This window comes from Streptomyces griseochromogenes, assembly GCF_001542625.1.
GTDB classification, from domain to species: Bacteria; Actinomycetota; Actinomycetes; order Streptomycetales; family Streptomycetaceae; genus Streptomyces; species Streptomyces griseochromogenes.
In genome coordinates this window covers 2,646,035-2,671,248 of the sequence record NZ_CP016279.1, presented here as the reverse complement: position 1 = coordinate 2,671,248, position 25,214 = coordinate 2,646,035, and the positions used below count along the sequence as shown (strand labels likewise).

At 71.9% G+C, this 25,214-nt stretch carries 21 protein-coding genes and 1 tRNA gene; 14 read left to right on the top strand and 8 right to left on the bottom strand.

Features of this window, described 5'->3' with window-relative positions; all coding sequences use genetic code 11:
• Positions 1–9: 9 nt before the first annotated feature.
• Both AVL59_RS11360 and AVL59_RS11355 read right to left on the bottom strand, forming a co-directional pair.
• Entirely contained in the window at positions 10–5,706 is a 5,697-nt protein-coding gene (locus tag AVL59_RS11360) for a type I polyketide synthase (RefSeq protein ID WP_067302334.1), read from the bottom strand.
• 11 nt (positions 5,707–5,717) lie between these two features.
• Positions 5,718–6,017, bottom strand: coding sequence for an acyl carrier protein (locus AVL59_RS11355; RefSeq protein ID WP_067302332.1), 300 nt, complete (start codon positions 6,015–6,017; stop codon positions 5,718–5,720).
• Positions 6,018–6,177: 160 nt separating this feature from the next.
• Here AVL59_RS11355 and AVL59_RS11350 point away from each other — a divergent pair, with 160 nt between their 5' ends.
• The 12 genes from AVL59_RS11350 to serS all read left to right on the top strand — a co-directional run bounded on the left by AVL59_RS11350 (position 6,178) and on the right by serS (position 18,409).
• Positions 6,178–7,809, top strand: a complete 1,632-nt coding sequence (locus tag AVL59_RS11350) for an aldehyde dehydrogenase family protein (protein WP_067302330.1) — start codon at positions 6,178–6,180, stop codon at positions 7,807–7,809.
• A gap of 32 nt (positions 7,810–7,841) precedes the next feature.
• Positions 7,842–8,984: an acyl-CoA dehydrogenase family protein gene (locus tag AVL59_RS11345; protein ID WP_067302327.1), complete on the top strand. Its 1,143-nt coding sequence runs from the start codon at positions 7,842–7,844 to the stop codon at positions 8,982–8,984.
• A 139-nt stretch (positions 8,985–9,123) separates the two neighbouring features.
• Complete coding sequence (locus tag AVL59_RS11340) at positions 9,124–10,419, top strand: aspartate aminotransferase family protein (protein ID WP_067302325.1); 1,296 nt, start codon at positions 9,124–9,126, stop codon at positions 10,417–10,419.
• A gap of 2 nt (positions 10,420–10,421) precedes the next feature.
• Positions 10,422–10,904, top strand: coding sequence for a type II toxin-antitoxin system RatA family toxin (locus tag AVL59_RS11335; RefSeq protein WP_067302323.1), 483 nt, complete (start codon positions 10,422–10,424; stop codon positions 10,902–10,904).
• A 21-nt stretch (positions 10,905–10,925) separates the two neighbouring features.
• Positions 10,926–11,459, top strand: a complete 534-nt coding sequence (locus AVL59_RS11330; RefSeq protein ID WP_067302321.1) for a hypothetical protein — start codon at positions 10,926–10,928, stop codon at positions 11,457–11,459.
• Positions 11,456–11,998 carry a flavin reductase family protein gene (locus AVL59_RS11325; protein WP_067302318.1) on the top strand — a complete coding sequence of 181 codons (543 nt, stop codon included), beginning with the start codon at positions 11,456–11,458 and terminating at the stop codon, positions 11,996–11,998. The genes AVL59_RS11330 and AVL59_RS11325 overlap by 4 nt, the downstream gene beginning before the upstream one ends.
• Entirely contained in the window at positions 11,995–12,975 is a 981-nt protein-coding gene (locus AVL59_RS11320; protein ID WP_067302315.1) for a ferritin family protein, read from the top strand. The genes AVL59_RS11325 and AVL59_RS11320 overlap by 4 nt, the downstream gene beginning before the upstream one ends.
• Entirely contained in the window at positions 12,972–13,979 is a 1,008-nt protein-coding gene (locus AVL59_RS11315; RefSeq protein WP_067302312.1) for a beta-ketoacyl-ACP synthase III, read from the top strand. The genes AVL59_RS11320 and AVL59_RS11315 overlap by 4 nt, the downstream gene beginning before the upstream one ends.
• A 67-nt stretch (positions 13,980–14,046) precedes the next feature.
• On the top strand, positions 14,047–14,277 hold the full coding sequence (locus AVL59_RS11310; protein WP_046422004.1) for a phosphopantetheine-binding protein: 231 nt from the start codon (positions 14,047–14,049) through the stop codon (positions 14,275–14,277).
• Entirely contained in the window at positions 14,277–15,497 is a 1,221-nt protein-coding gene (locus tag AVL59_RS11305) for a beta-ketoacyl-[acyl-carrier-protein] synthase family protein (protein ID WP_067302309.1), read from the top strand. The genes AVL59_RS11310 and AVL59_RS11305 overlap by 1 nt, the downstream gene beginning before the upstream one ends.
• A gap of 166 nt (positions 15,498–15,663) precedes the next feature.
• Positions 15,664–17,139: an APC family permease gene (locus AVL59_RS11300; protein WP_067302306.1), complete on the top strand. Its 1,476-nt coding sequence runs from the start codon at positions 15,664–15,666 to the stop codon at positions 17,137–17,139.
• Positions 17,132–18,409: a serine--tRNA ligase gene (gene serS, locus AVL59_RS11295; RefSeq protein ID WP_067302304.1), complete on the top strand. Its 1,278-nt coding sequence runs from the start codon at positions 17,132–17,134 to the stop codon at positions 18,407–18,409. Before AVL59_RS11300 ends, serS begins: the two co-directional genes overlap by 8 nt.
• A gap of 52 nt (positions 18,410–18,461) precedes the next feature.
• Here serS and fabI read toward each other — a convergent pair whose 3' ends face one another.
• The 6 genes from fabI to AVL59_RS11270 all read right to left on the bottom strand — a co-directional run bounded on the left by fabI (position 18,462) and on the right by AVL59_RS11270 (position 23,778).
• Positions 18,462–19,229, bottom strand: coding sequence for an enoyl-ACP reductase FabI (fabI, locus tag AVL59_RS11290; protein WP_067302301.1), 768 nt, complete (start codon positions 19,227–19,229; stop codon positions 18,462–18,464).
• Positions 19,226–19,552, bottom strand: coding sequence for a ferredoxin (gene fdxA, locus AVL59_RS11285; protein ID WP_067302300.1), 327 nt, complete (start codon positions 19,550–19,552; stop codon positions 19,226–19,228). The genes fabI and fdxA overlap by 4 nt, the downstream gene beginning before the upstream one ends.
• 28 nt (positions 19,553–19,580) lie before the next feature.
• Complete coding sequence (locus AVL59_RS11280) at positions 19,581–21,017, bottom strand: MFS transporter (protein WP_067302297.1); 1,437 nt, start codon at positions 21,015–21,017, stop codon at positions 19,581–19,583.
• A gap of 170 nt (positions 21,018–21,187) precedes the next feature.
• Positions 21,188–22,300 (bottom strand): fatty acid desaturase family protein, encoded by a 1,113-nt coding sequence (locus tag AVL59_RS11275; RefSeq protein WP_067302295.1) that lies wholly within the window; start codon positions 22,298–22,300, stop codon positions 21,188–21,190.
• A 292-nt stretch (positions 22,301–22,592) separates the two neighbouring features.
• Positions 22,593–22,742: a hypothetical protein gene (locus AVL59_RS53205; protein ID WP_167549297.1), complete on the bottom strand. Its 150-nt coding sequence runs from the start codon at positions 22,740–22,742 to the stop codon at positions 22,593–22,595.
• A 28-nt stretch (positions 22,743–22,770) separates the two neighbouring features.
• Positions 22,771–23,778 carry a DUF2156 domain-containing protein gene (locus tag AVL59_RS11270; RefSeq protein WP_067302292.1) on the bottom strand — a complete coding sequence of 336 codons (1,008 nt, stop codon included), beginning with the start codon at positions 23,776–23,778 and terminating at the stop codon, positions 22,771–22,773.
• Positions 23,779–23,965: 187 nt separating this feature from the next.
• Between AVL59_RS11270 and AVL59_RS52055 the strand changes: the two genes are divergently transcribed.
• Positions 23,966–24,062, top strand: a tRNA-OTHER gene (locus AVL59_RS52055).
• 298 nt (positions 24,063–24,360) lie between these two features.
• Entirely contained in the window at positions 24,361–25,146 is a 786-nt protein-coding gene (locus AVL59_RS11265) for an AfsR/SARP family transcriptional regulator (protein ID WP_067302290.1), read from the top strand.
• Positions 25,147–25,214 lie beyond the last annotated feature (68 nt).

Genomic DNA, 25,214 nt, shown 5'->3' with positions numbered 1-25,214 from the left:
TTGGGGCTGTCACGCCGCCGGTACCGGGCCGAGCAGCCCGTCGACGAACCGGGCCAGTGCGCGGACCGTGGGGTGGTCGTGGGTGAGGGAGGCCGGCAGGGCCAGCCGGAAGGTCTGCTCCAGCGCGGCCTTGACCTGCTGAGCCATCAGGGAGTCCAGGCCGAGCGACACGAACTCGGTGGACACGTCCAGCTCGTCGCCCTCCTCCAGGTGCAGGACGGCGGCGACCTTGTCGCGGACCACACCGGTGACGGTGGCCAGGCGTTCGGCCTCGGGCAGCGCGGCGAGCGCCGTGAGGTCGATCCCGGTGCCGTCGTCGTCGGGGGTCTGCCGGGCGAGCCGGTCGTAGAACAGGTCGCCGGTGGCGCTGCCCGACACATAGCGGTCCCAGTCGAACTCGCCGACGATCCGCTGGGTGCGTGGCCGGCCCCACAGCCGGGCCAGGGTGTCCAGGGCCCGGGTCGGGGAGAAGAAGCGGACGCCGCTGCGTTCGATCTCCTGGCTGAGGTGCTCCTCCAGGCGGGCCGACATGCCGACCCGGGCCCAGGCGCCCCAGTTCACCGAGAGCCCCGGCACCCCGCGCCGGCCGCGCCACTCGGCGAGTGCGTCGAGGGCGGCGCTGGCGGCGGCGTAGTGGCCCTGGGTGGCGCCGCCGAGGACGGAGGCGATGGAGGAGTAGGTGACGAAGAACTCCAGCTCGGGGAAGGACTCCTCGGCCGCCTCGTGCAGCAGCCAGCCGCCGTAGGCCTTCGCCGCCAGCTGGGCGTCGATGGACTCCCAGGTCAGCTCGGAGATCAGCTTCTTGTCGTAGGAGCCGGCCGCGTGCACGATCCCGCCGAGCGGGTACGGTCCGGCCGCCAGGTGCCGTACCAGGCGCTGGACGTCCTCCGCACGGGAGATGTCGGCGCGTACGACGTCGATCTCTGCGTCGGCGGCGAGGTCGGCGAGGAGCGGTGAGGCCTCCTCGGTGGCGCGGCCGCTGCGGCTGACCAGGGTCAGGTGCCGGGCGCCGAGGGCGGCCAGCTTGCGGGCGGTGACCAGGCCGAGGCCGCCGAGACCGCCGGTGACCAGGTAGGTGCGGTCGGGGCGGAGTCCGGCCGGGCCCTCGTCGACGGGGTCGGGCCGCTCCTCGGCCGGGTCCTCGGGCAGGGTCACCCAGGTCCGTCCCGCCGGGTCGGACAGGGCGGTGCGCAGGGCCTCGCCGGTCTCGTCGAGGCGGAAGCGGGGCGCGGTGTCGTCGGAGCCGGTGGCGTGGACGACGGCCACCGCGGGCACGGTGAGCGTGGAGCGGAAGGTGCCGTCGTGCCGGACGAGGACCTCGTCGCCGGCTGCGAAGCCGGTGCCGTCGGCGGCGGCGAGGACCGTGCCGCGGGCCAACTGGCCCAGCAGCGGCGGGGGTTCCTCCTCGGTCGCGTCCTCCTCCGCTCGCTCGGCGCGGCCGGTGTCGAGGGCGGTGCGGGCGTCCTCGGCGGTCAGGCCGACGGTGTGCACGCGGACCTGGACCTCCTCGGCCGCGGGCGCCCGGTCGGTGACCGATGCCAGGGCCAGGTCGGAGAGGTCCCCGGAGAAGGGGGCGCGCAGTTCGAATCCCCCGGTCCAGGTGAGCGTGGAGTCACCGGCGAGCAGCCGGCGCACATAGCGGCGGCCGGGGCGGTGGGCGACCTGGTACTCGCCGGGCGGCTCGCTGCGCCATTCGTCCGCGAGCGGGGCGAGGCCGCTGCCCGGTGCGAGGTCCACGAGCGTCGCGCGGTACTGCGGGTACTCGGTCAGCAGCACCCGGCCGAAGCCCCACAGGGTGGCGGCGCCGAGGTGCCCGCCGTCGCCGGCCGGGTCGCCGGGCAGCCACTGGGCACCCTCGGTGACCAGCCACAGCCGGGGCGGCCGGGGGGTGCCGCAGGCGTCCAACGCGCCGATGAGAGTGAGGAGTTCGTGGTAGTTGACCTCGCACTCGGCGCGCAGCCGGCCGGCCGACATCGGCGCCGGCAGCTGCCGCCAGATCCGGCAGACGTCGGTGACGGTGGGGTCCTCCAGGGCGGCCTTGAGGTCGGTGAGATCGGGCAGCCAGGTGACTTTCAGGCCGGGTTCGGCGGCGAGTTCGGCGGCGCGGACGGCGGAGGGGTCGAGCAGGACGATGTGCCGGGACGGCGCGTGCTCCTTGGCGGGCAGGGCCCGGCGCACCCAGTCGGGGCGGTGCAGGAACTGGCGGCGGCCGACGCGGCCCTCGGGGCGGGCCATGCGGACGCCGAGCAGTTCGGCGACCGGGTCGCCGTTCTCCAGCAGCAGGACGTCGGCCAGGCGCCGGTCCTGCTCGCCGCGGATGCGGGCGAGGACGCGCAGGTTCTCGCCGCGCGGCTTGCGGAAGTGCCGTACGGAGGCGATCTCGCGCGGCACGAACACCGGGCCCTCGGGGTCGAGGACGACCAGGGCCTGGACCGCGGCCTCCAGCAGTTCGGCCGGGACGTGCTCGACGGCGGTGGCGTCGCGGCCGGTCAGCTCGCCGGTGACCAGGCCGTCGCCGTGCCGGGCGGCGCGCAGCAGCAGCCGCATCCGGGGGCCCTGCGGGCGGCCGACGGAAGCGAGGTCGGTGTAGATGTCCTCGTCGTCGATCTGCTGCCCGGCCGGGGCGAGGGTGGCGTCCAGCTCGGCCAGCTCCGAGACGGGGACGAGGGGTTCGCGTTCGGCGGCGACGACCGCGGTGGCGTGCAGGTTCTCCTCGCCTCCGACGACGGTGAACACCTCCACCTCGGCGCCGCCGCCGTGACGCGGCCGCCAGCGGGTGGTCAGCGCGGTCATGGTCTCGGCGGGCAGCTCCAGCGGGGCGAGCAGCCTCAGGTCGCGCACGGCGGAGCGGGTGTGGCCCCAGGCCGCGTCCTGGGCGGCGAGCAGCAGGTCGACGTAGGCGCCGGCCGGCAGGACGGTACGGCCGCCGTCGGAGTGGTCGGCGAGCGCGCCGAGCTCCTCGGTGGTGAACTCCGCGTTGAACTCCCGTACCCCGCTGGCGAACCGCTCCTCGATGCCGAGCAGCAGGTGCCGTGGGCTGCCGTTCGCGGCGGCCCTGCGGGGGGTGGCGGTGGGCAGCCAGTAGCGCTTGCGCTGGAAGGCGTAGGTCGGCAGGTCCACCCGGGCGGGGGCGGGGTGGCCGGCGTGGTAGCCGTCCCAGGAGACGGTGAGGCCGTCCGCGTAGTAGCCGGCGAGCGCGGTGAGGGTGGTCGCGGTGGTGGTGTCGCGGCGGCGCAGGCTGGCCAGCCACAGATGGTCCTCGACCGTGACGCTGCGCCGGGCGAGCGCGGTGAGCCCGGCCTGCGGGCCGACCTCGATCAGGGCGTGCCGGCCGCGCTTGGCGACGGCCCTGATGCCGTCGAGGAAGCGGACGGGTTCGCCGATGTGCCGCACCCAGTAGTCCGGGGTGCCGATCTCGCGGAACCGGGCGAGGCGTCCGGTGACGTTGGAGATGAGGCTGATCTTCGGCTCGTGGAAGGTGATGCCGTCGAGGGCGGCGCGGAAGTCGTCGTAGACCTCGGCCATCAGGGGCGAGTGGAAGGCGTGCGAGACCTTCAGGCTCTCGACGCGGACGCCCTGCTCGGTGAAGTGGGCGACGACCTCGTCGAGGGCGGCGGTGGCGCCCGAGATCACCGTCTGGTCGACGGCGTTGACCCCGGCCAGCGCCAGGTCGGCGTGGCCCTCCAGGAGCGGGGCGACCTCCTCGACCGGTGCGGTGATCGCGGCCATGCCGCCCTCACTGCGCACCGACTGCATCAGCCGGGCGCGGGCCGCGACCAGCGTGACGGCGTCGGGCAGGCTGAACAGTCCGGCGACGGCGGCGGCGACGACCTCGCCGATGCTGTGCCCGATGAGCACGTTCGGGCGCACGCCCCAGGCCATCCACTGCTGGGCGAGGGCGTACTCCAGGGTGAACAGGGCGGGCTGGGTGTACTCGGTGCGGTCGATGGCCTCGGGGTCGGCCGCGGTGCCGAGCAGCAGCTCGCGCACGGAGCGGCCGAGGTGTCCGGCGAACAGCCGGTCGCACTCGTCGACCCGGGCGCGGAAGACGGGGAACGCCTCGTAGAGGGCGGCGCCCATGCCGGCGTACTGGGAGCCCTGGCCGGTGAACATGAACGCGGTCTTGCGGATGCCCGAGGGCCCCTCGTGCTCCTGCCCGGCGGCCCTCTCCAGCAGCTTGGCCAGCGCGGCGCGGTCGGCGACGGGCGCGGCGATGCGGTAGGGGTGGTGGGCGCGGGTGGTGTTGGCGCTGTGGCACAGCGCGGCCACCGGGAGCTCGGGCCGCTCCTCCAGCAACCGGCGGTATCCGTCGACGAGTTCACGCAGGGCGGTGGCGTTCTTCGCGGACAGGGTGAACAGCGGCGCGGCTCCGGTGGTCTGCGGCGCGGCAGGCTGTTCGGGCGCCTGCTCCAGCACCACCGCGCCGATGGTCCCGGCGAACCCGAAGCTGTTGACGACCGCCCGCCTGACCTCGGCCTCCCACGGCTCGCAGGCCGTGGGCACCCGCACCGGGTAGAGGTCCCAGGGGATGCGCCCGGAGGGCGTGTGGAGGTTGATGTGCGGATAGACCGTGGCCGAGCGCAGCTGGAGCACCGTCTTGATGACACCGACGATGCCGGAGGCGGGCTCCATGTGGCCCAGGTTGGTCTTGACCGATCCGACCAGCACCGGCCGGTCCTTGGTGTGGGAGTCGACGAACACGTCGCCGATGGCGCCGAACTCGATGGGGTCGCCGAGCGGGGTACCGGTGCCGTGCGCCTCGACGTACTGGATGTCCTCGGGCGCGAGGCGGGCGGCGGCCAGTGCGCTGCGGATCACCTTCTCCTGGGCGGGGCCGTTGGGCACGGTCAGGCCGGCGCTGTCGCCGTCCTGGCCGACGGCGGTGCCGCGCACCAGGGCGAGGATCCGGTCGCCGTCGCGCTCGGCGTCGGACAGCCGCTTGAGGACGATGATGCCGCAGCCCTCGGCGCGCGCGTAGCCGTCGGCGGCCTCGTCGAAGGTCTTGCACTGTCCGTCCGGGGCCAGCATCTGGGCGTTGGAGAACATCACCGGGATGCGGGGGTGGTGCAGGGCGTTGACGCCGCCGCACAGCGCGATGTCGCTCTCGCCCGCGCGCAGCGCCTGCACGGCCAGGTGCAGGGCGACCAGGGAGGACGAGCAGGCGGTGTCGACGCTCATGCTCGGGCCGCGCCAGCCGAGGAAGTAGGAGAGCCGGCCCGACAGCGGGAACATGGTGATACCCGAGGCCAGGTGGCCGTCCATCTCCTCGTACGGCAGCGAGTCCAGCTCCAGGGCGTAGTCGATGGAGCTGGCGCCGATGTACACGCCGCCGTTGCCGCGGCGCAGCGGCGCCGGGTCGATACCGGCGTGTTCCAGGGCCTGCCAGGCGGTCTCCAGGAGCAGCCGCTGCTGGGGGTCCATGTAACGGGCTTCCTTCGGCGAGATGTTGAAGAAGCCCGCGTCGAACAGATCGATACGGTCCAGGAATCCGCCGCCCGAGGCGCGGATCTTGCCCTTGTCGTCGGGTCCCTCGGGCGTGAACGCCTCGACGTCCCAGCGGTCCCGGGGTATCGGGCCGATTCCGCTGCGGCCCTCCCGCAGGAAGGCGTCGAACTCGTCGGGCGAGCCGCTGCCGCCGGGGAACCGCAGACCGATTCCGACGATCGCGACCGGCTCGGGCGCCTGCTCTGATTCCGTACGCGGCATGGAGCGACTCCTCAGCTTTCCTGGATGGCCTGGGTCAGGTGGTCCACGAGGTGGGTGATCGTCGGCTCGTTGAAGAGCACGTTGACGTTGATCGACAGGTCCAGGAGCTGTTCCAGGCTCTGCCGTATCTCGGTCAGCCGCAGCGAGGTGAGGCCGAGATCGAAATAGCTGACGTCGAGCGGAAGATCCTCGGAATCGTCCATGAGGAGAACGACCTTGAATTTCTCCAGGACGATTGTCTCGATTTCCTCCGCGAGTTCGCTGCGCGGCAGGTCGCGCAGTCGCTCGATCGTGCTGTCGACAGGTGGCATGTGGTCATGCAAGCAGCGCCGGCTGACGCACCGCTGACGGCCGAAGGCCGCCGGGTTGGCCGGATCAGGCCGGTCAGTCAGGCGTCAGCGCGGGGTCAGATTCCGCTGCCAGGCTCGCATTGCTTCAAGAAATCCACACGCCATATCCGAAAGGCTGAAGATGCTTCGCGAAGCCGCGCAGGAGGAGAGTGCTGAGGCACCTTCCGGATTGAAGAGTTACGACCTCTACATCGCGGGCAAGGACGTCGCCGGGGACGGGTGGGTCTACACCGTCAGTGGGCGATCCCTGCTGGAAGACGTGTTCACCAGCGTGAGCCTGAAGCGCTCCCTCGAACAGGACCCCGAGTCCGAGGCGGCCAAGCACCCCTACGTCGTCGGGCGCTGCGCGATCGCGGACGACTCCGCCATCGACCTGGCCACCCAGGCGGCCGCCGCGGCCGCCCCCGACTGGGCGGCCGTACCGCTGGAGCGGCGGATGCAGCTGGGCACCCGCTTCCGTGAGGAACTCATCAAGCACCAGGACGAGTTCCTGCGGATGCTGGTCGCCGAGTCCCACCCGGTGAAGCTGGCCCGCTGGGAGCTGAGCTGCCTGCTGCAGATCTACGCACCCGGCTCTTTGCGCTGGTACCTGAAGCAGATGCGGGTCGAGAAGGAGTACAACGGCCGCAAGCTGATCCTGCACCGCCAGCCGGACGGTGTGGTCGCCTTCAACCCGCCGCAGAACGCCCCGCTGCCCAGTGCCGCTCTGTGCGTGCTGGCCCTCATGGCGGGCAACGCCGTGGTGGTGCGGGCGCCGCGCAGCATCGCGTTGTCCACCATGTGGCTGCTGCGCGACATCGTCGCCCCGCTGCTGGAGGAGGCCGACGCGCCGGCCGGGGTGCTCAACGCGGTGTGCTCCAACCCGAAGCAGACCATGGACCGCTGGATCGCCGACCCGCTGATCAACGACATCTTCTACATCGGCGGCAGCCAGGAGGGCCTGCGCTTCGAGCAGAGCTGCGTGGCGCACGGCAAGAAGCCGATCCTCGAACTCGCCGGCAACGACGGCATCGTGGTGTGGAAGGACGCCGACGTGAAGTGGGCGGCCGAGGCCATCACGGAGGCCTTCTACGGCTCCGGGCAGATCTGCATGGTGCCCAACTACGTCCTGGTGCACCCGGAGATCGCCGAGGCGCTGATCGCCGAGGTGAAGGAGCAGGTCAAGGGCATCAAGCCGGGTCTGCCCGAGGAGGAGGACGTGCTGCTGTCGCCGGTCAGGCGCAGCGAGCGGTTCTTCCGGCTGCTGCGCCAGGCGCTGGACAACGGCGCCGAGCTGGTCACCGGCGGCAACCGCACCGAGGTCGACGGCACCGTCTCCGAGACGGGTGTCTTCCTGCAGCCGACGGTGGTGCGAGTGGACGGCCTGGACCGGGCTCGGACCTACGACGTGGTCCGGGAGGAGACGTTCTTCCCGCTGGTCCCGATCGTGGTCGCCGAACGCGACAACGACGACGCCCTGCTCGAGGCCTTCCTGCAGTTCGTCAACAGCAACGACTACGGGCTGCGCAACTCCCTGTGGTCGCGCTCGGACCATGTCATCGAGACGTTCGTGCGCCGCACCGTCAACGGCGGTCTGCTGAAGGTCAACGACTCCCACATCGGCTTCCTGCCCTACCTGCCGAGCCACGGCGGCACCGGCCGCACCGGCGGCGCGTTCGGTGAGGCCAACTACCCGATGCTCAAGACCTCCCACGTGCAGGGAGTCAGCATCGCCCGCGACGTGAGCCCGTACGACGCGGTCTTCGGCGCCTGACAGCCCGTTTCGACGTCTTCCGGAGGTTTCCCGTGCGTTCCCTCGATGCTGCCCGGACCGTCTGCGAGCGGTTCCACCCCGGACTGCTCAAGGAGCTGGACCAGATTCCGTACGCCGAGCGGGAGCGGCCCGGCAGCCCCGTGATCGACCTCTTCCGCATCCACGGCGGGGTCGGCCTGCTCATACCCGAGACCTACGGTGGTCACGGCGCCGCCCCGCTCGAGGCGCTGCGGGTCCAGCTGGCTCTCGGCGCGCTCTCGCCGTCGCTGGTCGCGGCCGTGTCCATGCACCACTTCACCGCCGCGATGCTGTACTCGCTGGCGGTCAAGTCGGGCCGGCTCAGTGACGCGCAGACCGATCTGCTGCACCGGATCGTGCCCGAGCAGCAGGTGATGGCCTCCGGCTGGGCCGAGGGCCGTACCGCCCAGAACATCCTGAAGCCGGCCGTGACCGCGCGCCCGGTGGAGGGCGGGTTCCTGCTGTCCGGCTCGAAGAAGCCGTGCAGCCTGTCCCGTTCGATGAGCCTGCTCACCGCGTCGATCGCCATCCACGGCGAGGAGGGCGGCGAGCCTGAGCTGGCGCTCGCGCTGGTGCCCGCCGACGCGCCCGGCATGTCCGTGCACGACTTCTGGGGCAACGACCTGCTGGCCGGCGCGGAGAGCGACGAGGTGCGTCTGGAGGACGTGTTCGTCCCGGCGGAGATGGTCGTACGGGCCGGCGCCGACGATCCGACGCGCCTGGACGACCTGCAGTCGGCCGGGTTCGTGTGGTTCGAGATGCTGATCTCCGCCGGGTACGCGGGCGCCGCCGCCGCGCTGGTGGAGCAGGTGCTGGAGCGCAAGCGCGGCGGGGCCGAGGAGCGGGCCGCGCTCGCCGTCGACATGGAGGCCGCCCTCGCCCTGCTGGAGGGCGTGGCCCGCGGCACCGGCGCGGAGCCCGGCGACGAGGAGTCGGTGGCCCGGGTGCTGGTGGCCCGGTACGCGGTGCAGAACGCGCTGCCGGACATCGTCGGGCGGGCGTTGGAGCTGCTCGGCGGGCTGGAGTTCATCAGCAACTCGGCGAGTGCGCAAGCCGCCGCCGCTACGCGTGCGCTGGCATTCCATCCGCCGTCCCGTATCGCCGCCTCGGAGCCGCTTCTCGCGTACTTCGGCGGGGGGCCGCTGGTTCTGGCGTAGAGCCCGGCCGGAAGAGCCGAGCGGGCGGCTGCGGGCCGAACGCGGCCGGTCGCGGCCGCGCGGCGGAGCCGCGTAACGGCAGAGCCCCGCGCCCCTTCGGGGCGCTTCCCCCACCCAACCCCTTTGGAGTGAGCGACACGTGACCGTCATTCAAGAGTCTCCGGCGACATCGGCCGTCGTCGACGAGGCGGAGATTCTCCATCTGTACCGGGCCCACCTCAGCAAGGGCCGGGCCACGCTGGCCGAGTTGTTCGGCAGCCATATGGAGGTGGCGTCCGAGGGCGCCTGGCTCACCACCAGCGACGGTGAGCGCTTCCTGAACGCCGGCGGCTACGGCGTGTTCATCATGGGCGCCCGGCACCCGATCGTGATGGAGGAGGTGGAGCGCCAGCTGCGCACCCACCCCACCGCGACCCGCATCCTGCTGGAGCCGACGGTGGCCCGCGCCGCCGAGGCACTGGTGTCGGTGCTGCCGGCCGGTCTCGACCGCGTGCACTTCGCGCTGTCCGGCGCGGAGGCGGTGGAGACGGGTCTGAAGCTGGCCCGTGCGGGCGGCTACAAGCGGACGATCTCGATGCGGGGCGGCTACCACGGCAAGACGCTGGGCGCCCTGTCGGCGACCGCGAAGGACGTCTACCAGGCGCCGTTCCGCCCGCTCGTCCCCGACTTCCAGCATCTGCCGTACGGCGACGCCGACGCCCTGGAGGCCGAGCTGAGGGCGCACCCGGGCGAGGTGTGCGTGATCCTGGAGCCGGTCCAGGGCGAGGGCGGCGTGATCGTCCCGCCCAAGGGCTACCTCAAGCGGGTCGAGGAGATGGTCCGCGAGTACGACGGCTTCCTGATCCTCGACGAGGTGCAGTCCGGCTTCGGCCGGCTCGGCGAGTGGTGGGGCGCCGACATCGAGGGCGTCGTCCCGGACGTGCTGCTCACCGGCAAGGCGCTCGGCGGCGGGGTGATGCCGGTGTCGGCGGCCGTCGCCACCCGCAAGGCGTTCCGCCCCTTCGACAAGGACCCCTACGTCCACACCGCCACCTTCTCCGGGCAGCCGGTGCTGATGGCCGCGGTGCAGGGCGCGATCCGGGCCGTCAAGGAGGAGCGCCTGGTCACCCGGGCCATGGACCTCGGCTCCCGGCTGCTCCCGCGGATCGCGGAGGTGGCCCACCGCAACATCCCCGAGCTGGTGGTGGACGTGCGCGGCCGGGGCCTGCTCATCGGCGTGGAGCTCGTGGAGGCCGGTCTGGCCGGCGAGCTGCTGATCGAGCTGTTCAACCACGGCGTGGTCGCCAACCACTCCATGAACGGCAGCTCGGTGGTGCGGTTCACCCCGCCCGCCGTGCTGGACGACACCGACGTGGACTTCCTCGTCGACTCCTTCGACCTGGCCACCCGCGACCTGATCAAGGGCGCGGCCAAGATGCCGGAAGGCGGTAACTGATCGTGCGGCACGTCGAACTCGATGCCCTGATACCCGCGGAGCAGGCCGAAACGGTCCTGCACGCCGTACGGCGCTGGGAGAAGTACCCGGACCTGGCGCCCCACGTCAACGCGACCACCGTGCACGCCTCCTACCCCGACCCGAAGGCCTCCTCCAGCTGGGAGCTGCACTTCCGCAGCGGCCTGCTGCGCTGGACCGAGGACGACGTGGTGCTGCCGGACAGCGGCGAGATCCGCTTCGAGCAGTCCGACGGCGACTTCGACTCCTTCTCCGGGACCTGGTCGGTCCAGCAGGACGGCGCCGACGTCGCCGTCCGCTTCGACGCCGACTTCGACTTCGGCATCCCGAGCCTGGAGGGCATCCTCGACCCGATCGCCGAGCGGGTCATCAAGGAGACCGTCGCCTGGGCGCTGACCGGGCTGTATCCGGCCGTGCGCATCCGGGGCGGCATCGAACTCACCGAGCCCGCCGCGGTCGGCGCCTAGGAATCCGCCGAGGAGCTGACCATGGACCAGGCGAACCCGTTCGAGACACCGCGCACCTACTCGCTGCACCGTGCCGAGTACCTGGTGGGCCTCGCCGTCACCACCGGCCTGATCGTCTACCACTTCGGCGACATCCGCTGGCTGCCGGCGCTCGGGCTGTTCCTGTACATCGACCTGATCGGCTACATCCCGGGCGCGATCGCGTTCCGCAGGAGCGGCGGCCGGCCGATCCCCAAGGCGTACTACGTCCTCTACAACGTCATGCACAGTCTCATCACGCAGGGCGCGGTGGCCGCGCTGTGGTGCTGGCTGGTCAAGCCCGAGTGGGCGCTGCTGGTGCTGCCGTTCCATCTGTTCGGCGACCGCGGCCTGTTCGGCAACTTCATGAAGTCCTTCGCGCTGCCCTTCGAGCCGGTGCGCCAGGAGGGCTATCTGCGCCTCCTCGACGACCTGGGCCTGCCCCACCCGGGGCCCGTGGGTCACGCGATGGACCCGGTGCCCGTCGGGCACGTTCCGGCGCGGCCGGTGGTACGGGAGACGGAGGCCGTGCGATGACCACCGCGACCGACGTCCGGGTGGTCCGGCAGGACCCGGCCGAGCGCCGCCGGGCTCTGTACCACCTCGCCTCCCCGGTGTCGGTGCTGACCACCGGCCCCGAGGAGCGGATGCACGGCACGACCGCGAGCACGGTCACCCTGGTCTCGCGCGCGCCCCTGCTGGTCGGTGTGGTGCTGCGGGCGGGCTCGTCCTTCGCCCGGCTGGCCGCCGCCGAGGGACGGTTCGCGATCAATGTGCTCGGCGGCGACCAGGCCGACGTGGCCCGGCGGTTCGCGGACAGTTCCCGTCCCGACGGCGACGCGGCCTTCGCGGGCCTGGCCTGGACGACGGACCGGTACGCGCACGCCCCGCTGATCGCGGGCGCGCTCGCCCACTACGTCTGCCGGTTCCACTCCGCGCACGCGGCGGGCGACAGCGAGCTGCTGCTCGGCCACGTCGTGCGCGCCACGGCCGACGACGGGCTCCCCCTGTTCAGTTACGCCGGCGGGCTGTTCGCCGGCTCCCTGCGCCCGGCGAAGGAGGCCGCCGCATCATGACCGCACCTGTGGCACCCGAAGCGGACTGGGACAAGGCGCCCGGTCTGCTGGACGGCGCGAAGGAACTCACCCTCGGCCCCGAAGAGTGCGACCTCGCCTACTGGATCACCTCGGTGGCCCAGGGCACGCTGCGCGACCGCGGGGTGACCGGCCACCACGAGAACGCCCGCACGCCCGGCTTCCTGAAGGCGCCCGGCCCGCTGCGCCGGGCACTGGTGCTGGAGTTCGGCTTCCGGGCCCTGGCGGAAGAGCTGGCCACCCGGCTGCTCGGCCACTACGTGTCCATCGCGCCCGGCATCCCGCAGATGGAGTTCTACGCCACCCAGCTGATCGACGAGGCCCGGCACGCCCGGGTCTTCCGCCGGCACCTGGTGGAGCTGGGCGTGCCCGAGAACACGCTGCTGAAGGACATCGAGGAGATGGCCAGGGACTACCGCAGGCGGGTCCTGGACCCGGTGGTGGACTTCACCCTGGACATCGTCCGGGACCAGGCCGACTTCGCCGGCGGGGTCGCCGTGTTCGCCATCATCATCGAGGGCGTGCTCGCCCCGGCGGCCGAGCTGAGCGAGCGCAAGTGGACCCCGCTCTCCCCCGCGACCGGCGAGATCTCGCGCGGCACCGCGATCGACGAGATCCGTCACCTCACCGTGGCCAGCACCATCCTGCGCGACCACGTGATCGAGCACCCGGAGTACAAGCCGCGGCTGCTGGAGATCCTGCGCTCGGGCGTGAAGCTGTGGGACGAGATCCCGGACCGGGAGTTCGTCATCCACCGCGAGGAGCTCTTCCAGGAGGGCATGTTCCAGCACGCCGATCTGATCGGCGACTACGAGATCTGGCCCGGCGTGCGGCTGCTCGACACCACCGCCGAGCAACGCTACGACATGGCCGAGCGGTGGACCGACGAGATGGCCGAGGTCCGCATGGCGTACATGGGCCTGCCCGTCGAGGTCCTCGCCTCGGAGGCGGGCGTATGAGTACCGGGCGGGCGGCGGTCGTCACCGGCATCGGGTCGTACGTCCCGCCCAACGTGGTGACCAACGACGACCTGGCCGCCCGCCTCGACACCTCCGACGCCTGGATCCGGTCGCGCACCGGGATCGGCGAGCGGTACTTCATCTCCCCGGGCACCTCCACCGGCGACCTGGCGGTGGAGGCGGGCCTGAGGGCGCTGAAGTCGTCGGGCGACGAACAGGTCGGGGCAGTGGTGCTGGCCACCACCACCCCGGACCAGCCCTGCCCGGCGACCGCACCGCAGGTCGCCACGCGACTGGGGCTCGGGACGGTGCCCGCCTTCGACGTGGCGGCCGTCTGCTCCGGGTTCCTGTACGGCCTGGCCTCGGCGGCCGGACTCATCGCGGCCCAGGTCGCGGACCGGGTGCTCTTGATCGCGGCGGACGCCTTCACCACGATCATCAACCCCGGGGACCGCACCACCGCGGTGATCTTCGCGGACGGCGCGGGCGCGGTGGTGCTGCGCGCCGGCTCGGCCGGAGAACCCGGGGCGATCGGCCCGCTGGTGCTCGGCAGCGACGGCGAGCTGAGCCATCTGATCGAGGTGCCGGCCGGCGGCTCCCGGCAGCGGTCCACCGACCGCCCGGCCGCTCCGGAGGAGCACTACTTCCGGATGATCGGCCGGGAGACGTACCGGCACGCGGTGGAGCGGATGACCGCCGCGTCCACCGAGGCCGCCGAACGGACCGGCTGGCGGCTGGAGGACGTCGACCGGTTCGTGGCCCACCAGGCCAACGCCCGGATCCTGGACGCCGTCTCGGACCGGCTCGGCATCCCCGCCGAGCGGCAGCTGAGCAATATCGCGCGGGTCGGCAACACCGGCGCCGCCTCGATTCCGCTGCTGCTCGCCGAGGCCACCGCCGAGGGACGGCTCGCCGCGGGCCACCGGGTGCTGCTCACCGCGTTCGGCGGAGGCCTTTCGTGGGGCGCGGCCACGGTCGTCTGGCCGGAGCTGCAGACCATTTGACCGACCGTCAGTCACTCATATCGATTCAGCGGTACGCGGGGCGCGTACACCTTCGAAAGGAACCGAGATGCTGGAGCAGCTCAAGGAAATACTGTCCAACAAGCTCAAGGTGTCGCCCGAGGCCATCACCCCGGAGGCCACCAGGGAGGACATCGAGCTTGACTCGCTGGCCGTGGTGGAGCTGTCGCTGCTGCTGAAGTCCGAGCTGGATCTGGACATCAGCGACGACGACCTCCTGGAGGCCGAGACCGTGGCCGACATGGTCCGGCTCATGGAGGAGCGGAGCGCGAAGGTCTGATGGCCGGCATGGACATCGCCGTCACCGGGCTCGGTCTGGTCACCCCGGGTGGGATCGGGGTCGGGCCGAGCTGGGCGGCGGTCTGCGACGGCAGGCCGGCCGCCGCCCTCGATCCGATGCTGGCGGACAACCTCGTACGGATTTCCTGCCGGGTGCCCGGCTTCGACCCCGAGACCCTGCTCAGTGCGCGACGCGCGCACCGTCTGGACCGCTTCGTTCAGTTCGCGCTGGTCGCCGCGCACGAGGCGGTGGCCGACGCGGGCCTCGACCCGCAGACCTGGGACGGCGCGCGGGTCGGTGTGGTGCTGGGCTGCGCCGACGGCGGTCCCGGCACGGTCGAGGACCAGCACCATGTGCTGCGCGAGCAGGGCGCCGACCGGGTGTCGCCGCTGCTGCTGCCCATGCAGCTGCCGAACATGCTGGCCGGTCAGACGGCCATCGAGTTCGGGGCGACCGGACCCAACCTGGTGGTGGCGACGGCCTGCGCGTCGGGCGCGACCGCCATCGGGACGGCCCGCGACCTGCTGGCGCTCGGCCGGTGCGACATCGTGCTGGCCGGCGGCAGCGAGGCCATGATCACCCCGCTGGTCATGGCCGGGTTCGCGCAGATGGGCGCGCTGTCCAAGCGCCACGACGACCCCGCGTCCGCGTCCCGTCCCTTCGACGTGGACCGGGACGGCTTCGTCGCCGGTGAGGGCTCCGGGATCCTCGTGATGGAGCGGGTCGCGGACGCCCGGGCCCGGGGCGCGCACGTCCACGGGCGGATCATCGGGTACGGCGCGACGGCTGACGCGCACCATGTGACGTCGCCGCATCCCGACGGTGCGGGCATCGAGGCCGCGGTGCGCGCGGCGCTGGCCGATGCGGGTGCCGACCCGGACGACGTCCAGCACGTCAACGCGCATGGTACGTCGACGCCGCTCAACGATTTGTCCGAGGCGCGGATGATCCAGCGGACCCTGCGCGGGGAACCGGTGGTCACCTCCACGAAGGGAGTCACTGGTCATCTGCTCGGAGCGGCGGGTGCGGTCGAGGCCGCGTTCGCCGTGCTGAGTGTCGAGCATGAAGTCATTCCGCCCGTGGCCAACCTGGTCATGCCTGATCCTCGGATCGAGGTGAAGTTGGCCCAGACGCTGACCGAGATGCCCATCGATCTGGCGTTGAGCAACTCGCTGGGATTCGGTGGGCAGAACACGGCGCTGGCGATTGCCCCGGCGTAGTGCAAGTCGTTCGTCTGCGGGCCGGCTGTGGCTGGTCGCGCCCGCGCGGCGGAGCCGCACATCGATGCAGGCCCGAGCCCCTTCCGGGGCGCTCACACAGCCGTCCGCCGAGAAGTCTCCGCGGGCGGCTGTTCCCCGTACGTCCCCTCCCTGCTCTGGAGTCCCCATGTCCACCAGCGGTTCCCCTCCCCCGTCCGGCCGGCTCGGTACCGGGCACATCCTCTTCCTGATCGTCGCCGCCGCGGCCCCGCTCTCCGCCATGGTCGGCACGGTCCCCCTCGCCTTCGCCTTCGGTGACGGAGCCGGTGTGCCCGCGGCCTTCCTGTTCGCCGGGGTCACCCTGCTGTGCTTCTCGGTGGGGTACGCGGTCAGTGCCCGCCGTACCGGAGGCTCCGGCGGCTTCTACGCCTCCGTGGCCGACGGACTCGGCCGGCCGCCGGCGGTGGCGGCCGGGTATGTGGCCCTGCTCTCCTACAACTGCGCGACCATCGGCCTCGCGGGCGCGCTCGGCTACTTCACCCAACTGGTGCTCGCCGCCCACGGGCTGACGGTGTCCTGGGAGTGGTGCGCTGCCGTCGGGCTGGTGCTGACGGCCGTGCTCGGGTACCGGGAGATCGCGCTCAGTGCCCGGGTGCTGGCCCTGCTGATGCTCGGCGAGATCGGTGTGCTGGCCGCCCTGGACGTGGCGATCCTCGCCCGGCACGGCGTGCACGCCCTGCCCACCGCCTCCTTCTCCCCGCACGTCGCGGCCGGGCACGGCGCCGGCGTCTCGCTGATGTTCGCGTTCGTGTCCTTCATCGGCTTCGAGTCGGCCGCCCTGTACGGCAAGGAGGCGAAGGACCCGCGGCGCAGTGTGCCCCGCGCCACCTACGCGGCCGTCGTCCTGATCGCCGGCTTCTACGCCCTGACCAGCTGGCTGGCGGTGGGCGCGGTCGGCAGCGACCGGGTGCGCGAGGTCGCGGGCAAGCAGATGGGCGACCTGTTCTTCGTCCTCGGCGACGACTTCCTCGGCAAGGCGGGCAGCACGGGCCTGCAGATCCTGCTCTGCACCAGCCTGTTCGCCGCGACGCTGGCCCTGCACAGCGCGGCCAACCGCTACGCCCAGGTGCTGGCCGCGGACGGCCTGCTGCCCGGGGCGCTGGCCGCCGAGCACCCCCGGCACCGCTCCCCGCACCGGGCGAGCCTCGCGCAGAGCGCGCTGACCGCGGTCGTCGTGGCCGGTTTCGCCGTAGCCGGTCTCGACCCGTACGCCGATCTGACCACCAGCATGCTCGGCCTCGGCACCCTGGGCATCGTCGCCCTGCAGGCGCTGGCCGCGCTGTCCGTGCTCGGGCTGCGGCTGCGCGGCGAGGGGCGGGGGCACTGGTGGCGGGACACCGTGGCCCCGCTGCTGGGCTTCGCGGGCCTGGCCGCCTCCGTCTGGCTGGTGGTCGGCAACTTCGACATGCTCACCGGCTCCCCGTCCCGGGTGATCGCCGCCCTGCCCTGGCTGCTGCCGCTGGTCGCCCTGGGCGGCCTGCTGTACGCCGCCCGGCTGCGCTCGGCCCAGCCGGTGCGCTACCGCCTGCTCGGTGTCCGGCACACCGCCGTACCGGATCTGCCGCCCGCCGCCCCCGCCCTGTCAGGAGACCGCCATGCATGACGCCCAGCAGCTGATCGAAGCCGGCCCGGACGCCGTACGGCGCCTGGCCCGCCGCCGCCACCACCTGGACCTGGACACGCTGACGGCCGCGCTGCGCGCCCGTGCGGCCACGCAAGGGGAGGTCACGCGGCTGCGTACCGAACTGAACCGCACGGCCAAGGCCCGCCGCTCCGGGCCTCCCACCGAGGCGGAGAAGGAGGCCGCCCGGGCGCTGCGCGCCGAGGTGCAGCAGGCGGAGGCCGCCGCCCGCTCGGCCGCCGGTGAGCTGACCGATCTGCTGCTCGGCATCCCCAACCTGCCGCTGGACGTCGTACCGGACGGTGACTCGGAGAAGGAGGCGGTGGAGATACGGCGCGGGGGTCCGGCCCCGCGTCCGGCGGACGGGGCACGGCATCACGCGGAGATCGGCGAGGCGCTCGGCATCCTGGACTCCCCCGCGGCGGCCCGGCTGTCCGGCGCCCGGTTCAGCGTCGCGCACGGCGCCGGGGCGCGTCTGGAGCGGGCCCTTGGCGACTTCTTCCTGGACCTGCACACCCGCGAGCACGGCTACACCGAGCAGTCGGTGCCGTTCCTGGTCGGCCGGGACACCATGACCGGCACCGGACAGCTGCCCAAGTTCGAGGAGGACCTGTTCCGCACCCAGGTCGGCGACCGGGAGCTGTTCCTGATCCCGACGGCCGAGGTGCCGCTGACCAACCTGGTGGCCGGACAGCTCCTGGACGCGCGGAGCCTGCCGTACGCGTTCACCGCCCGCACCCCCTGCTTCCGCGCGGAGGCGGGGGCGTACGGACGGGACACCCGGGGCGTGCTCAGGCTGCACCAGTTCGAGAAGGTGGAGCTGGTGCGGATCTGCTCCCCGGAGGCGGCCCAGGAGCAGCTGGACCTGATGGTCGCGCACGCCGAGGAGTGCCTGCGCCGGCTCGAACTGTCCTTCCGTACCGTGCTGTTGCCCGCCGGCGACATGGGCTTCTCGGCCCGGATGACGTACGACATCGAGGTGTGGCTGCCCGGTGGCGGCTCCTACCGGGAGATCTCCTCGGTGTCCGACTGCGGCACCTTCCAGGCCCGGCGCGCCGACATCCGGGTCAAGCGGGCCGACGGCCGCAAGACTCCGGCGGCCACCCTGAACGGCTCGGCGCTCCCGATCGGCCGGACGGTGGCCGCGCTGCTGGAACAGGGCGTCCAGGGCGACGGTTCGGTGCTGCTGCCCGAGGCGCTGGTCCCGTACACCGGGTTCCGGCGGATCCTGCCGGGCGGGAAGACCGAGTAACGCACGGGAAAGGGGCGGGAGTCCGGCTCCCGCCCCTTTCGCGTGCCGTCGTTCACGCGCCCGTCATGTGCACCCCGCCGTCCACGTGGACGATCTCGCCCGTGGTGCGCGGGAAGAAGTCCGACAGCAGGGCGACCACCGCGCGCGCGGCCGGTTCCGGGTCGGTGAGGTCCCAGCCGGCCGGGGCCCGGTCGGTGGTCCAGACGTCGGCCAGGTCGGCGAAGCCGGGGATGGACTTGGCGGCCATGGAGCGCAGCGGCCCGGCCGCGACCAGGTTGCAGCGGATGCCCCGGCCGCCCAGGTCGCGGGCCAGATAGCGGCTGGTGGACTCCAGGGCGGCCTTGGCGACGCCCATCCAGTCGTAGTGCGGCCAGGCGACGGCCGCGTCGAAGGTGAGCCCGACGACCGAGCCGCCGCGCTTCTCCAGCAGCGGCAGACAGGCGGTGGTCAGCGACTTCAGGGAGTACGCCGAGACGTGCACGGCCGTCGACACGTCGTCCCAGGTGCCGTCGAGGAAGGAGAAGGCACCCTGCGGGCCGTAGGCGATGGAGTGCACGATGCCGTCGAGGGAGTCGGCGTGCTCGCCGATCCGCCCGGCGAGGCGGTCCAGGTGGTCCTGGTCGGTGACGTCCAGCTCGATGACCGGGGCGGGCTCGGGCAGTCTCGAGGCGAACCGCTCGATGAGGGTGAGCCGCCCGAAGCCGGTCAGCAGGACCTCGGCGCCCTCCTCCTGGGCGATCCGGGCCACATGGAAGGCGATGGAGGCGTCCGTGACGACCCCGGTCACCAGGATCCGCTTGCCGGCGAGGATGCCGCTCATGCCGACACCTTCTTCGGGAGCGCGCTGACCAGCGGGGAGTCGTGGTCCTGGGGGCCGAGGGAGCTGCCGCCGCCGGGCTCGCCGAGGCCCTCGAAGAAGGCGGCGTTGGAGGCCGCGTGGTCGTCGCCCCACTCGTCGGGCAGGTCGTCCTGGAAATAGATGGCGTCGACCGGGCACACCGGTTCGCAGGCGCCGCAGTCCACGCATTCGTCGGGATGGATGTACAGGGCGCGGCGGCCCTCGTAGATGCAGTCCACGGGGCACTCGTCGATGCAGGAACGGTCCTTGATGTCGACGCAGGGCAGTCCGATGACGTAGGCCATGCTCAACTCCTCGGGAAAATAGGGTGGTTCACTCGACCGGGATGCCGGTGGTGCGCTCGCCGAGGGTCAGCACGGTGACGGCGAGGACGGCCATGCAGGCGGCGATGACGCCGAACAGGGCGCCGGGGCCGTGTGCGTCCAGGACCGGCAGCAGGACGAACGGCAGTGCGGCGGCGCTGAGTTTGGACAGCGAGTAGGCCGCGCCGGAGGCGGTGGCGCGGATCGCGGTGGGGTACTGCTCGGACAGGTAGACGTGCGAGACGCTGGAGAAGACATTGCTGCACAGCGTGTACGCGAACCCGCAGACGACGATCTGCGCTGCCGAGTCCGCGTAGGCGAAGCCGAGTCCGGCCGCCACCATGGCACTCGCCGACAGGGCGATCAGGGTGCGCCGCTCGACACGGTCCACGACGGGCAGGGCGAGCGCGGAGCCCACCGGGTAGCCGAGGAAGGACAGGGCGGTGAAGCCGAGGCCGGCGACGATGCCGTAGCCCTTGGCGGCGACGATCTGCGGGGCGAGCGTGCCGAAGCCGTAGTAGCCGACGACCGAGAGCACACAGAAGACCCAGAGCACCAGGGTGCGGCGAAGCAGGCCGGGGCGAAGAACATCACGCAGCCGGGGCTGCGCCCCGAGGCGGCGCGAGGCAGCATCGACAGGCGGCTCCGCGGCGGGGCTCGACCAGCCACGACGGCCCTGCGGACGATCGACGGCATGGCGCGGCGCTCTTGGCGGAACGTCTCCGCGGCCCGCGGCCTCCGCCTCCATCCGGGAGACCAGTCGCTCGGCCTCGGCGGGGCGGCCGGTCGCCGCCAGCCAGCGCGGGGACTCGATCAGCTGCCGGCGCAGGCCCCACACCACGGCCGAGCCGAGCGCGCCCAGCACGAACAGCCAGCGCCAGCCGGCCACACCCAGCGGGGTCAGCGGCACCAGCCACAGCGCGGCGAAGCCCACCGCGGGTACTCCGCAGAAGGCGAGGGTGTAGGCCCGGGCGATGAACCGGCCGCGCTTGTCCGCGGGCAGCACGTCGGCCAGATAGCAGTCGGACAGGGCCTGTTCGGCGCCGATGCCGACGCCGGCCAGGAAGCGGGTCACGATCAGCCAGCCGGCGTTCGGAGAGAAGGCGCCGAGCAGCGAGAAGACCGAGTAGATGGCCAGGTTGATCAGGAAGGCCCGGCGCCGGCCGAACCGGTCGGCGATCCGGCCGAGCGTCAGGGAACCGATGAACTGGCCGACGAACACGGAGGCCAGGACGAGTTTGAGCGAGGTGGCGCCGAAGCCGAAGTCGCTCTGCAGCACCTTGCCGATGGTGCCCGACAGGTTGTTCTCGAAGGTGTCGAAGAACAGGCCGACGCCGATGACCGCGGTGAGTCTGCGATGCAGGGGAGTGATCGGCATGCGGTCCAGGCGGACCCCGATCGGGGCGGGAGCGGTGACTCCGCCCGCCGCCGCGGTGGTCTGGGACATGGGGCTGGCTCCTCCGGTACTCCTGGGGACTGTTCGTGCGCCGCTCCCGGGAAGGAACCGCCCGGGCCACCGACGGACCCGGGCGTGGGGCCCGGGGGCCGGGGGGTGGGGGATGTGGGGTGTGGGGTGTGTGGGGGCATGGGGGGGGATCGGGACGGGGAGGGGTGGGATCAGACCGTTTCCATGGCCCGGCGCCGGATCTGCTCCTCCACGTCACCGCGCCGCACGGGCGCGCTGACCTCGTGCAGATAGGAGGCGACCTCGCGGTAGGAGGCCCAGAATCCGACCTCGTGGTACGGCACCCCGCGCTCGGCGCAGTACTGCATGGTCAGCTCACGGGCGCGGCCCAGGTTCTTCTGCGGCATCGCCGGGAACAGATGGTGCTCGACCTGGTAGTTGAGGCCGCCGTACAGGAAGTCGACCAGCCAGTTGGGCCGGATGTTGCGGGAGGTCAGGACCTGGCGCTCCAGCCAGTCCAGGGTCTCCTCCTCGCCGTCGCGGATCTGCATGCCCTTGTGGTTCGGGGCGAAGATCATCCCGAAGTACACGCCGAGGGCGGCGTGCTGGACGACGATGAAGGCGACCGCGAGCGCCGGGGACAGGACGGTGAAGACGAGGCCGAGGTAGACGGCGGCGCGCGCCAGGATCAGGAACGTCTCCAGCACGGGCCGCTTGGTCTTGCCCTGGACGATCGACAGGACCGCCGTCTTCAGCATCTTGAAGCCTTCGAGCACCAGCAGCACGAAGAACAGCACGCTCTGGTAGCGCACCACGAACTTCTGGGTGCCCTTGCGGCTCGGGTACTGCTTGATGTCGAAGATGGCGGTGCGCCGGCCGATGTCCGGGTCCATGTCCAGGTGGTTGGGGTTGCTGTGGTGCCGGTTGTGGTGGTTGACCCACCAGCCGTAGCTGACCCCGTTGACCAGGTTGGCGTGGACGTAGCCGACCGCGGAGGCGGCCTTCTTGCCGCGGAACATCGCCTTGTGGCCGGCGTCGTGCCACATGAACGCCGACTGACCGCCGCACAGCCCCATCCACAGGGCCGTGACGAGCTGCCACCAGGAGTCGCCCAGCTCGAAGAAGGCGGCGAACCCGATCAGCAGCAGGGTGGTGTTGAGGGCCAGCTTGCCCACGTAGTATCGCGGGTCGAGGTCGAGGAGGCCTTCGGCCTTGACCCGCTTGAGCAGTTCGGCGAAGGTCGCCGAGGCACCGGTGCGCTGTCCGGCTCCGGCCCCTCCGCCGGTGGCCAGAACCCCGGCTTCTTGTATGTGCGGACGCTGCATGCGTTGCTCTCCTTGGGAGAAGTGCCCGGATCGGGCGGCGGCGCCGCTGCCCCGCGGACCTGCGGGCGCCGCGAGTCGACAAGGCTCCCGCGTGCGGTCACCGTCGCGGGCGGGGCGCCCGCCCGGAGGTCCGGGGGCGACGGGAGCACAGTGCGGTACTCCCGGGCCCGGACCGCCGGGCGAACGTGTGTCCAGCGTTCCGTGGCACGCTGATGTGCCACTGATACCGGTCTGACCGGGTGTGCGGTGCCCCTTCCACGTGCTCGTTCTTCCTCGGGGCGCTCGCCGCGGCTCAGCCGGCCGCCCCGGCGCGCAGCCGCTCGTCGACGGCGCGCACGACCGCGTCGGCGGCCTCGGCGACCGCCTCGTCGTCGGGTGCGCCGATGACGGCCATCAGCTGCTCGACCATGGCGTGCTGGAGTTCTTCGGTGGACTGGCTCATGTCGTCGACTCCTGTCGGTGACGGATGGTCAGAATGCCTTGCAGGCACGGAAGACGTGCGCGAAGCCGGGCAGCGAGGCCTGTGCGCCGTCGAAGGCGACGTACTCGGGAATCAGCAGGTCGGGGGCCCACTTCTGTTTGTACGACAGCTGCGTCTGCGCCGGGTACAGGGCCGCGCCCTCGGCCCACAGGGCGTGCATCAGCCACTGGAACGCGGGGCTGTGGCCGTCGAGTTCGTGGCGCGCGTCCAGGCCGGTGAACGGCGTGAACCCGAAGTGCAGCCACTCGACGCCCTCGGCGCGGAACACCTCGATGGCGTGCGCGTTGATGGCCTCCATCAGGCCCGGGGAGCCCTCGGGGATGCGGCGGCTGAGGTCGTGCATCCAACCGGCCCGGGTGCCGTGGACCGGCGAGTACGAGATGTACGCGACCGGGGCGCCGTCGATGGTGCCGACGAAGAGCCGGCGGTGGGCCTGGGCCTCGCCGCCGATCTGGCCGACGAGGAACTCCAGTTGCTGGGCGCCGCCCTTGGAGCCGAGCCAGGCCTGGTCGATGGTGGCGATGGCGTCCTGCACGTCGGCCGCGTCGGCCTCCTGGATCTGGAGGCCGTTGCGCAGGGCGCGGGAGATCTTGTTGCGCAGCTGCATGAACTTGGTGCCGCGCAGGGTGAACTCGGCGAGGCTCACCGCCCAGGAGGCGCCGACCTGGTTGACGGTGAAGCCGAGCCGGGCGTAGCGCTCGGCGTCGGCGCGCTGCAGCTGGACGCCGACCAGGGTGAGTCCCTCGGCGCGGACATGGTCGCGGAAGGCGTCGAGGAGGGTGCCGTAGTCCTGCTCGGCGGCGAAGGGGCCGCCGAACTGCACGGCGAAACGGCCGGTGCGGCGGTAGACGACGACACCGTCCGCGCCCGGGACGGTGAACGTACTGTTTCCGCTGTTGAGCGCCAGGAACGAACTCGGGTTCTCGCTGGCCGTGTGGCTGCGTATGGCGTCGAGAACCGGGTTGTCCGTGACGGTTTCGGTGGTGGTCGCGGTCATTCCCGTACCCCTTTCGGGAGCGTTTTCCATCGAAGGGACATCGAAGGGAGTACAGCACTGACCTGATGTCCTGGAAAAGGGCCGAAAGGAATTCATTGCCTGCGTCAGAACGGTGTCAGCATTCCGTCAGCGGGCGCTGCCACTGTGGTCCCAGTGAACGGCACGGGAAACCCCGGGCCGGGAGCCAGGAGAGGTGCCCGGAGTGGCTGATCGGGGACCATGAGCACGCCTCTAGGTCGGGCCGGTAACGGCCCACGCAGGTTCGAATCCTGCCCTCTCCGCCACCGGCGGAGCGACAGCCGGAGCATCGTCGGACCGGATTCCGTACGTGGTGAACTCGCATTCACCGAGCCATCGCACGGAAATACAGAAGCGCACACCCGGTACTGCGCCGAAGACGGCACAGGCCCGGATTCCCAGGAACCGCCGGCGCCCCCCGTCCCGGCGGAGCAACCGCCCCGGCGGGCCGTCCAGGATGCGACGCCCGCCGGGGCGCGGCGCGTTCGGCCACCCGGTCTCTCATCGCAGCGCCAGCCCAGACAGAAATATCTTCGCCAAGGAATTGCCACCAAGGGGGAAGACATGCTGAGATTCGGCATTCTCGGGGCACTTCAGATACTCACCGTCATCGGCCCGGCGGACATCTCCGGCGATCTGCAGCGCACCCTGGTGCAGACACTGCTGGTCAGCGAGGGGCAGCCGGTGTCCGGAGAGAGCCTGGCCGAGGAGATGTGGGGGGACGCCGTCCCCGACCGCCAGGCCAACGCCCTCCAGGCCCACGTCAGCCGGTTACGCCGCAGGCTCCGCGACCTGGAGCCGGACCGGCCGGCCTCCCGGCTGACCATGCACCCCGCCGGCTACCGGCTCAGCGTGGGGGAGGGCGAGCTGGACGCGGCCGAGTTCATCCGGGCGGTGCGGCTCGCCGAGTCCGCCGGACCGGACGACGCGGCCCGCACCGCGGGGCTGCTCGGCGAGGCGCTGGCGATGTGGCGCGGACCGGTCTTCGGCGGGTTCACGGCCGGGACCCTGTGCCAGCTGGCGGGCGCCCGCTACGAGGAGTACCGGATGCGGGCCATGGAACTGCGCTTCGACGCCGAACTGCGGCTCGGCCGGCACGCCGCCGTCCTCGCCGAGCTGGCCGAGGCACACACCAACCACCCGCTGCGGGAACACTTCTGCGAGCAGCTGATGATCGCCCTGTACTGCTCGGGACGGCAGGCCGACGCCCTCGACGTCTTCCGCCGGATGCGCCGCCATCTGGACGACGAGCTCGGCATCCAGCCCTCCCCCGCCCTGCGCCGGATCGAGAACGCGATCCTCTCCCACGACCCCGCACTGACCGGCGACATGCGGCTGCAGCCGGCCTGAGCGGGCCCCGGGCCTTCTCGCGTAAGCGCTCCGTCAGCGGCCGGTCAGCCCGCCTTGTCACGCTCGAC

What these genes read in the sequence shown, in the direction of transcription:
- AVL59_RS11360 (WP_067302334.1), bottom strand. Translation starts at nt 5,706, where the DNA reads ATGCCGCGTACGGAATCAGAGCAGGCGCCCGAGCCGGTCGCGATCGTC.
- AVL59_RS11355 (WP_067302332.1), bottom strand. Translation starts at nt 6,017, where the DNA reads ATGCCACCTGTCGACAGCACGATCGAGCGACTGCGCGACCTGCCGCGC.
- AVL59_RS11350 (WP_067302330.1), top strand. Translation starts at nt 6,178, where the DNA reads ATGCTTCGCGAAGCCGCGCAGGAGGAGAGTGCTGAGGCACCTTCCGGA.
- AVL59_RS11330 (WP_067302321.1), top strand. Translation starts at nt 10,926, where the DNA reads ATGGACCAGGCGAACCCGTTCGAGACACCGCGCACCTACTCGCTGCAC.
- AVL59_RS11325 (WP_067302318.1), top strand. Translation starts at nt 11,456, where the DNA reads ATGACCACCGCGACCGACGTCCGGGTGGTCCGGCAGGACCCGGCCGAG.
- AVL59_RS11320 (WP_067302315.1), top strand. Translation starts at nt 11,995, where the DNA reads ATGACCGCACCTGTGGCACCCGAAGCGGACTGGGACAAGGCGCCCGGT.
- AVL59_RS11315 (WP_067302312.1), top strand. Translation starts at nt 12,972, where the DNA reads ATGAGTACCGGGCGGGCGGCGGTCGTCACCGGCATCGGGTCGTACGTC.
- AVL59_RS11310 (WP_046422004.1), top strand. Translation starts at nt 14,047, where the DNA reads ATGCTGGAGCAGCTCAAGGAAATACTGTCCAACAAGCTCAAGGTGTCG.
- AVL59_RS11305 (WP_067302309.1), top strand. Translation starts at nt 14,277, where the DNA reads ATGGCCGGCATGGACATCGCCGTCACCGGGCTCGGTCTGGTCACCCCG.
- AVL59_RS11300 (WP_067302306.1), top strand. Translation starts at nt 15,664, where the DNA reads ATGTCCACCAGCGGTTCCCCTCCCCCGTCCGGCCGGCTCGGTACCGGG.
- serS (WP_067302304.1), top strand. Translation starts at nt 17,132, where the DNA reads ATGCATGACGCCCAGCAGCTGATCGAAGCCGGCCCGGACGCCGTACGG.
- fabI (WP_067302301.1), bottom strand. Translation starts at nt 19,229, where the DNA reads ATGAGCGGCATCCTCGCCGGCAAGCGGATCCTGGTGACCGGGGTCGTC.
- fdxA (WP_067302300.1), bottom strand. Translation starts at nt 19,552, where the DNA reads ATGGCCTACGTCATCGGACTGCCCTGCGTCGACATCAAGGACCGTTCC.
- AVL59_RS11280 (WP_067302297.1), bottom strand. Translation starts at nt 21,017, where the DNA reads ATGTCCCAGACCACCGCGGCGGCGGGCGGAGTCACCGCTCCCGCCCCG.
- AVL59_RS11275 (WP_067302295.1), bottom strand. Translation starts at nt 22,300, where the DNA reads ATGCAGCGTCCGCACATACAAGAAGCCGGGGTTCTGGCCACCGGCGGA.
- AVL59_RS53205 (WP_167549297.1), bottom strand. Translation starts at nt 22,742, where the DNA reads ATGAGCCAGTCCACCGAAGAACTCCAGCACGCCATGGTCGAGCAGCTG.
- AVL59_RS11270 (WP_067302292.1), bottom strand. Translation starts at nt 23,778, where the DNA reads ATGACCGCGACCACCACCGAAACCGTCACGGACAACCCGGTTCTCGAC.
- AVL59_RS11265 (WP_067302290.1), top strand. Translation starts at nt 24,361, where the DNA reads ATGCTGAGATTCGGCATTCTCGGGGCACTTCAGATACTCACCGTCATC.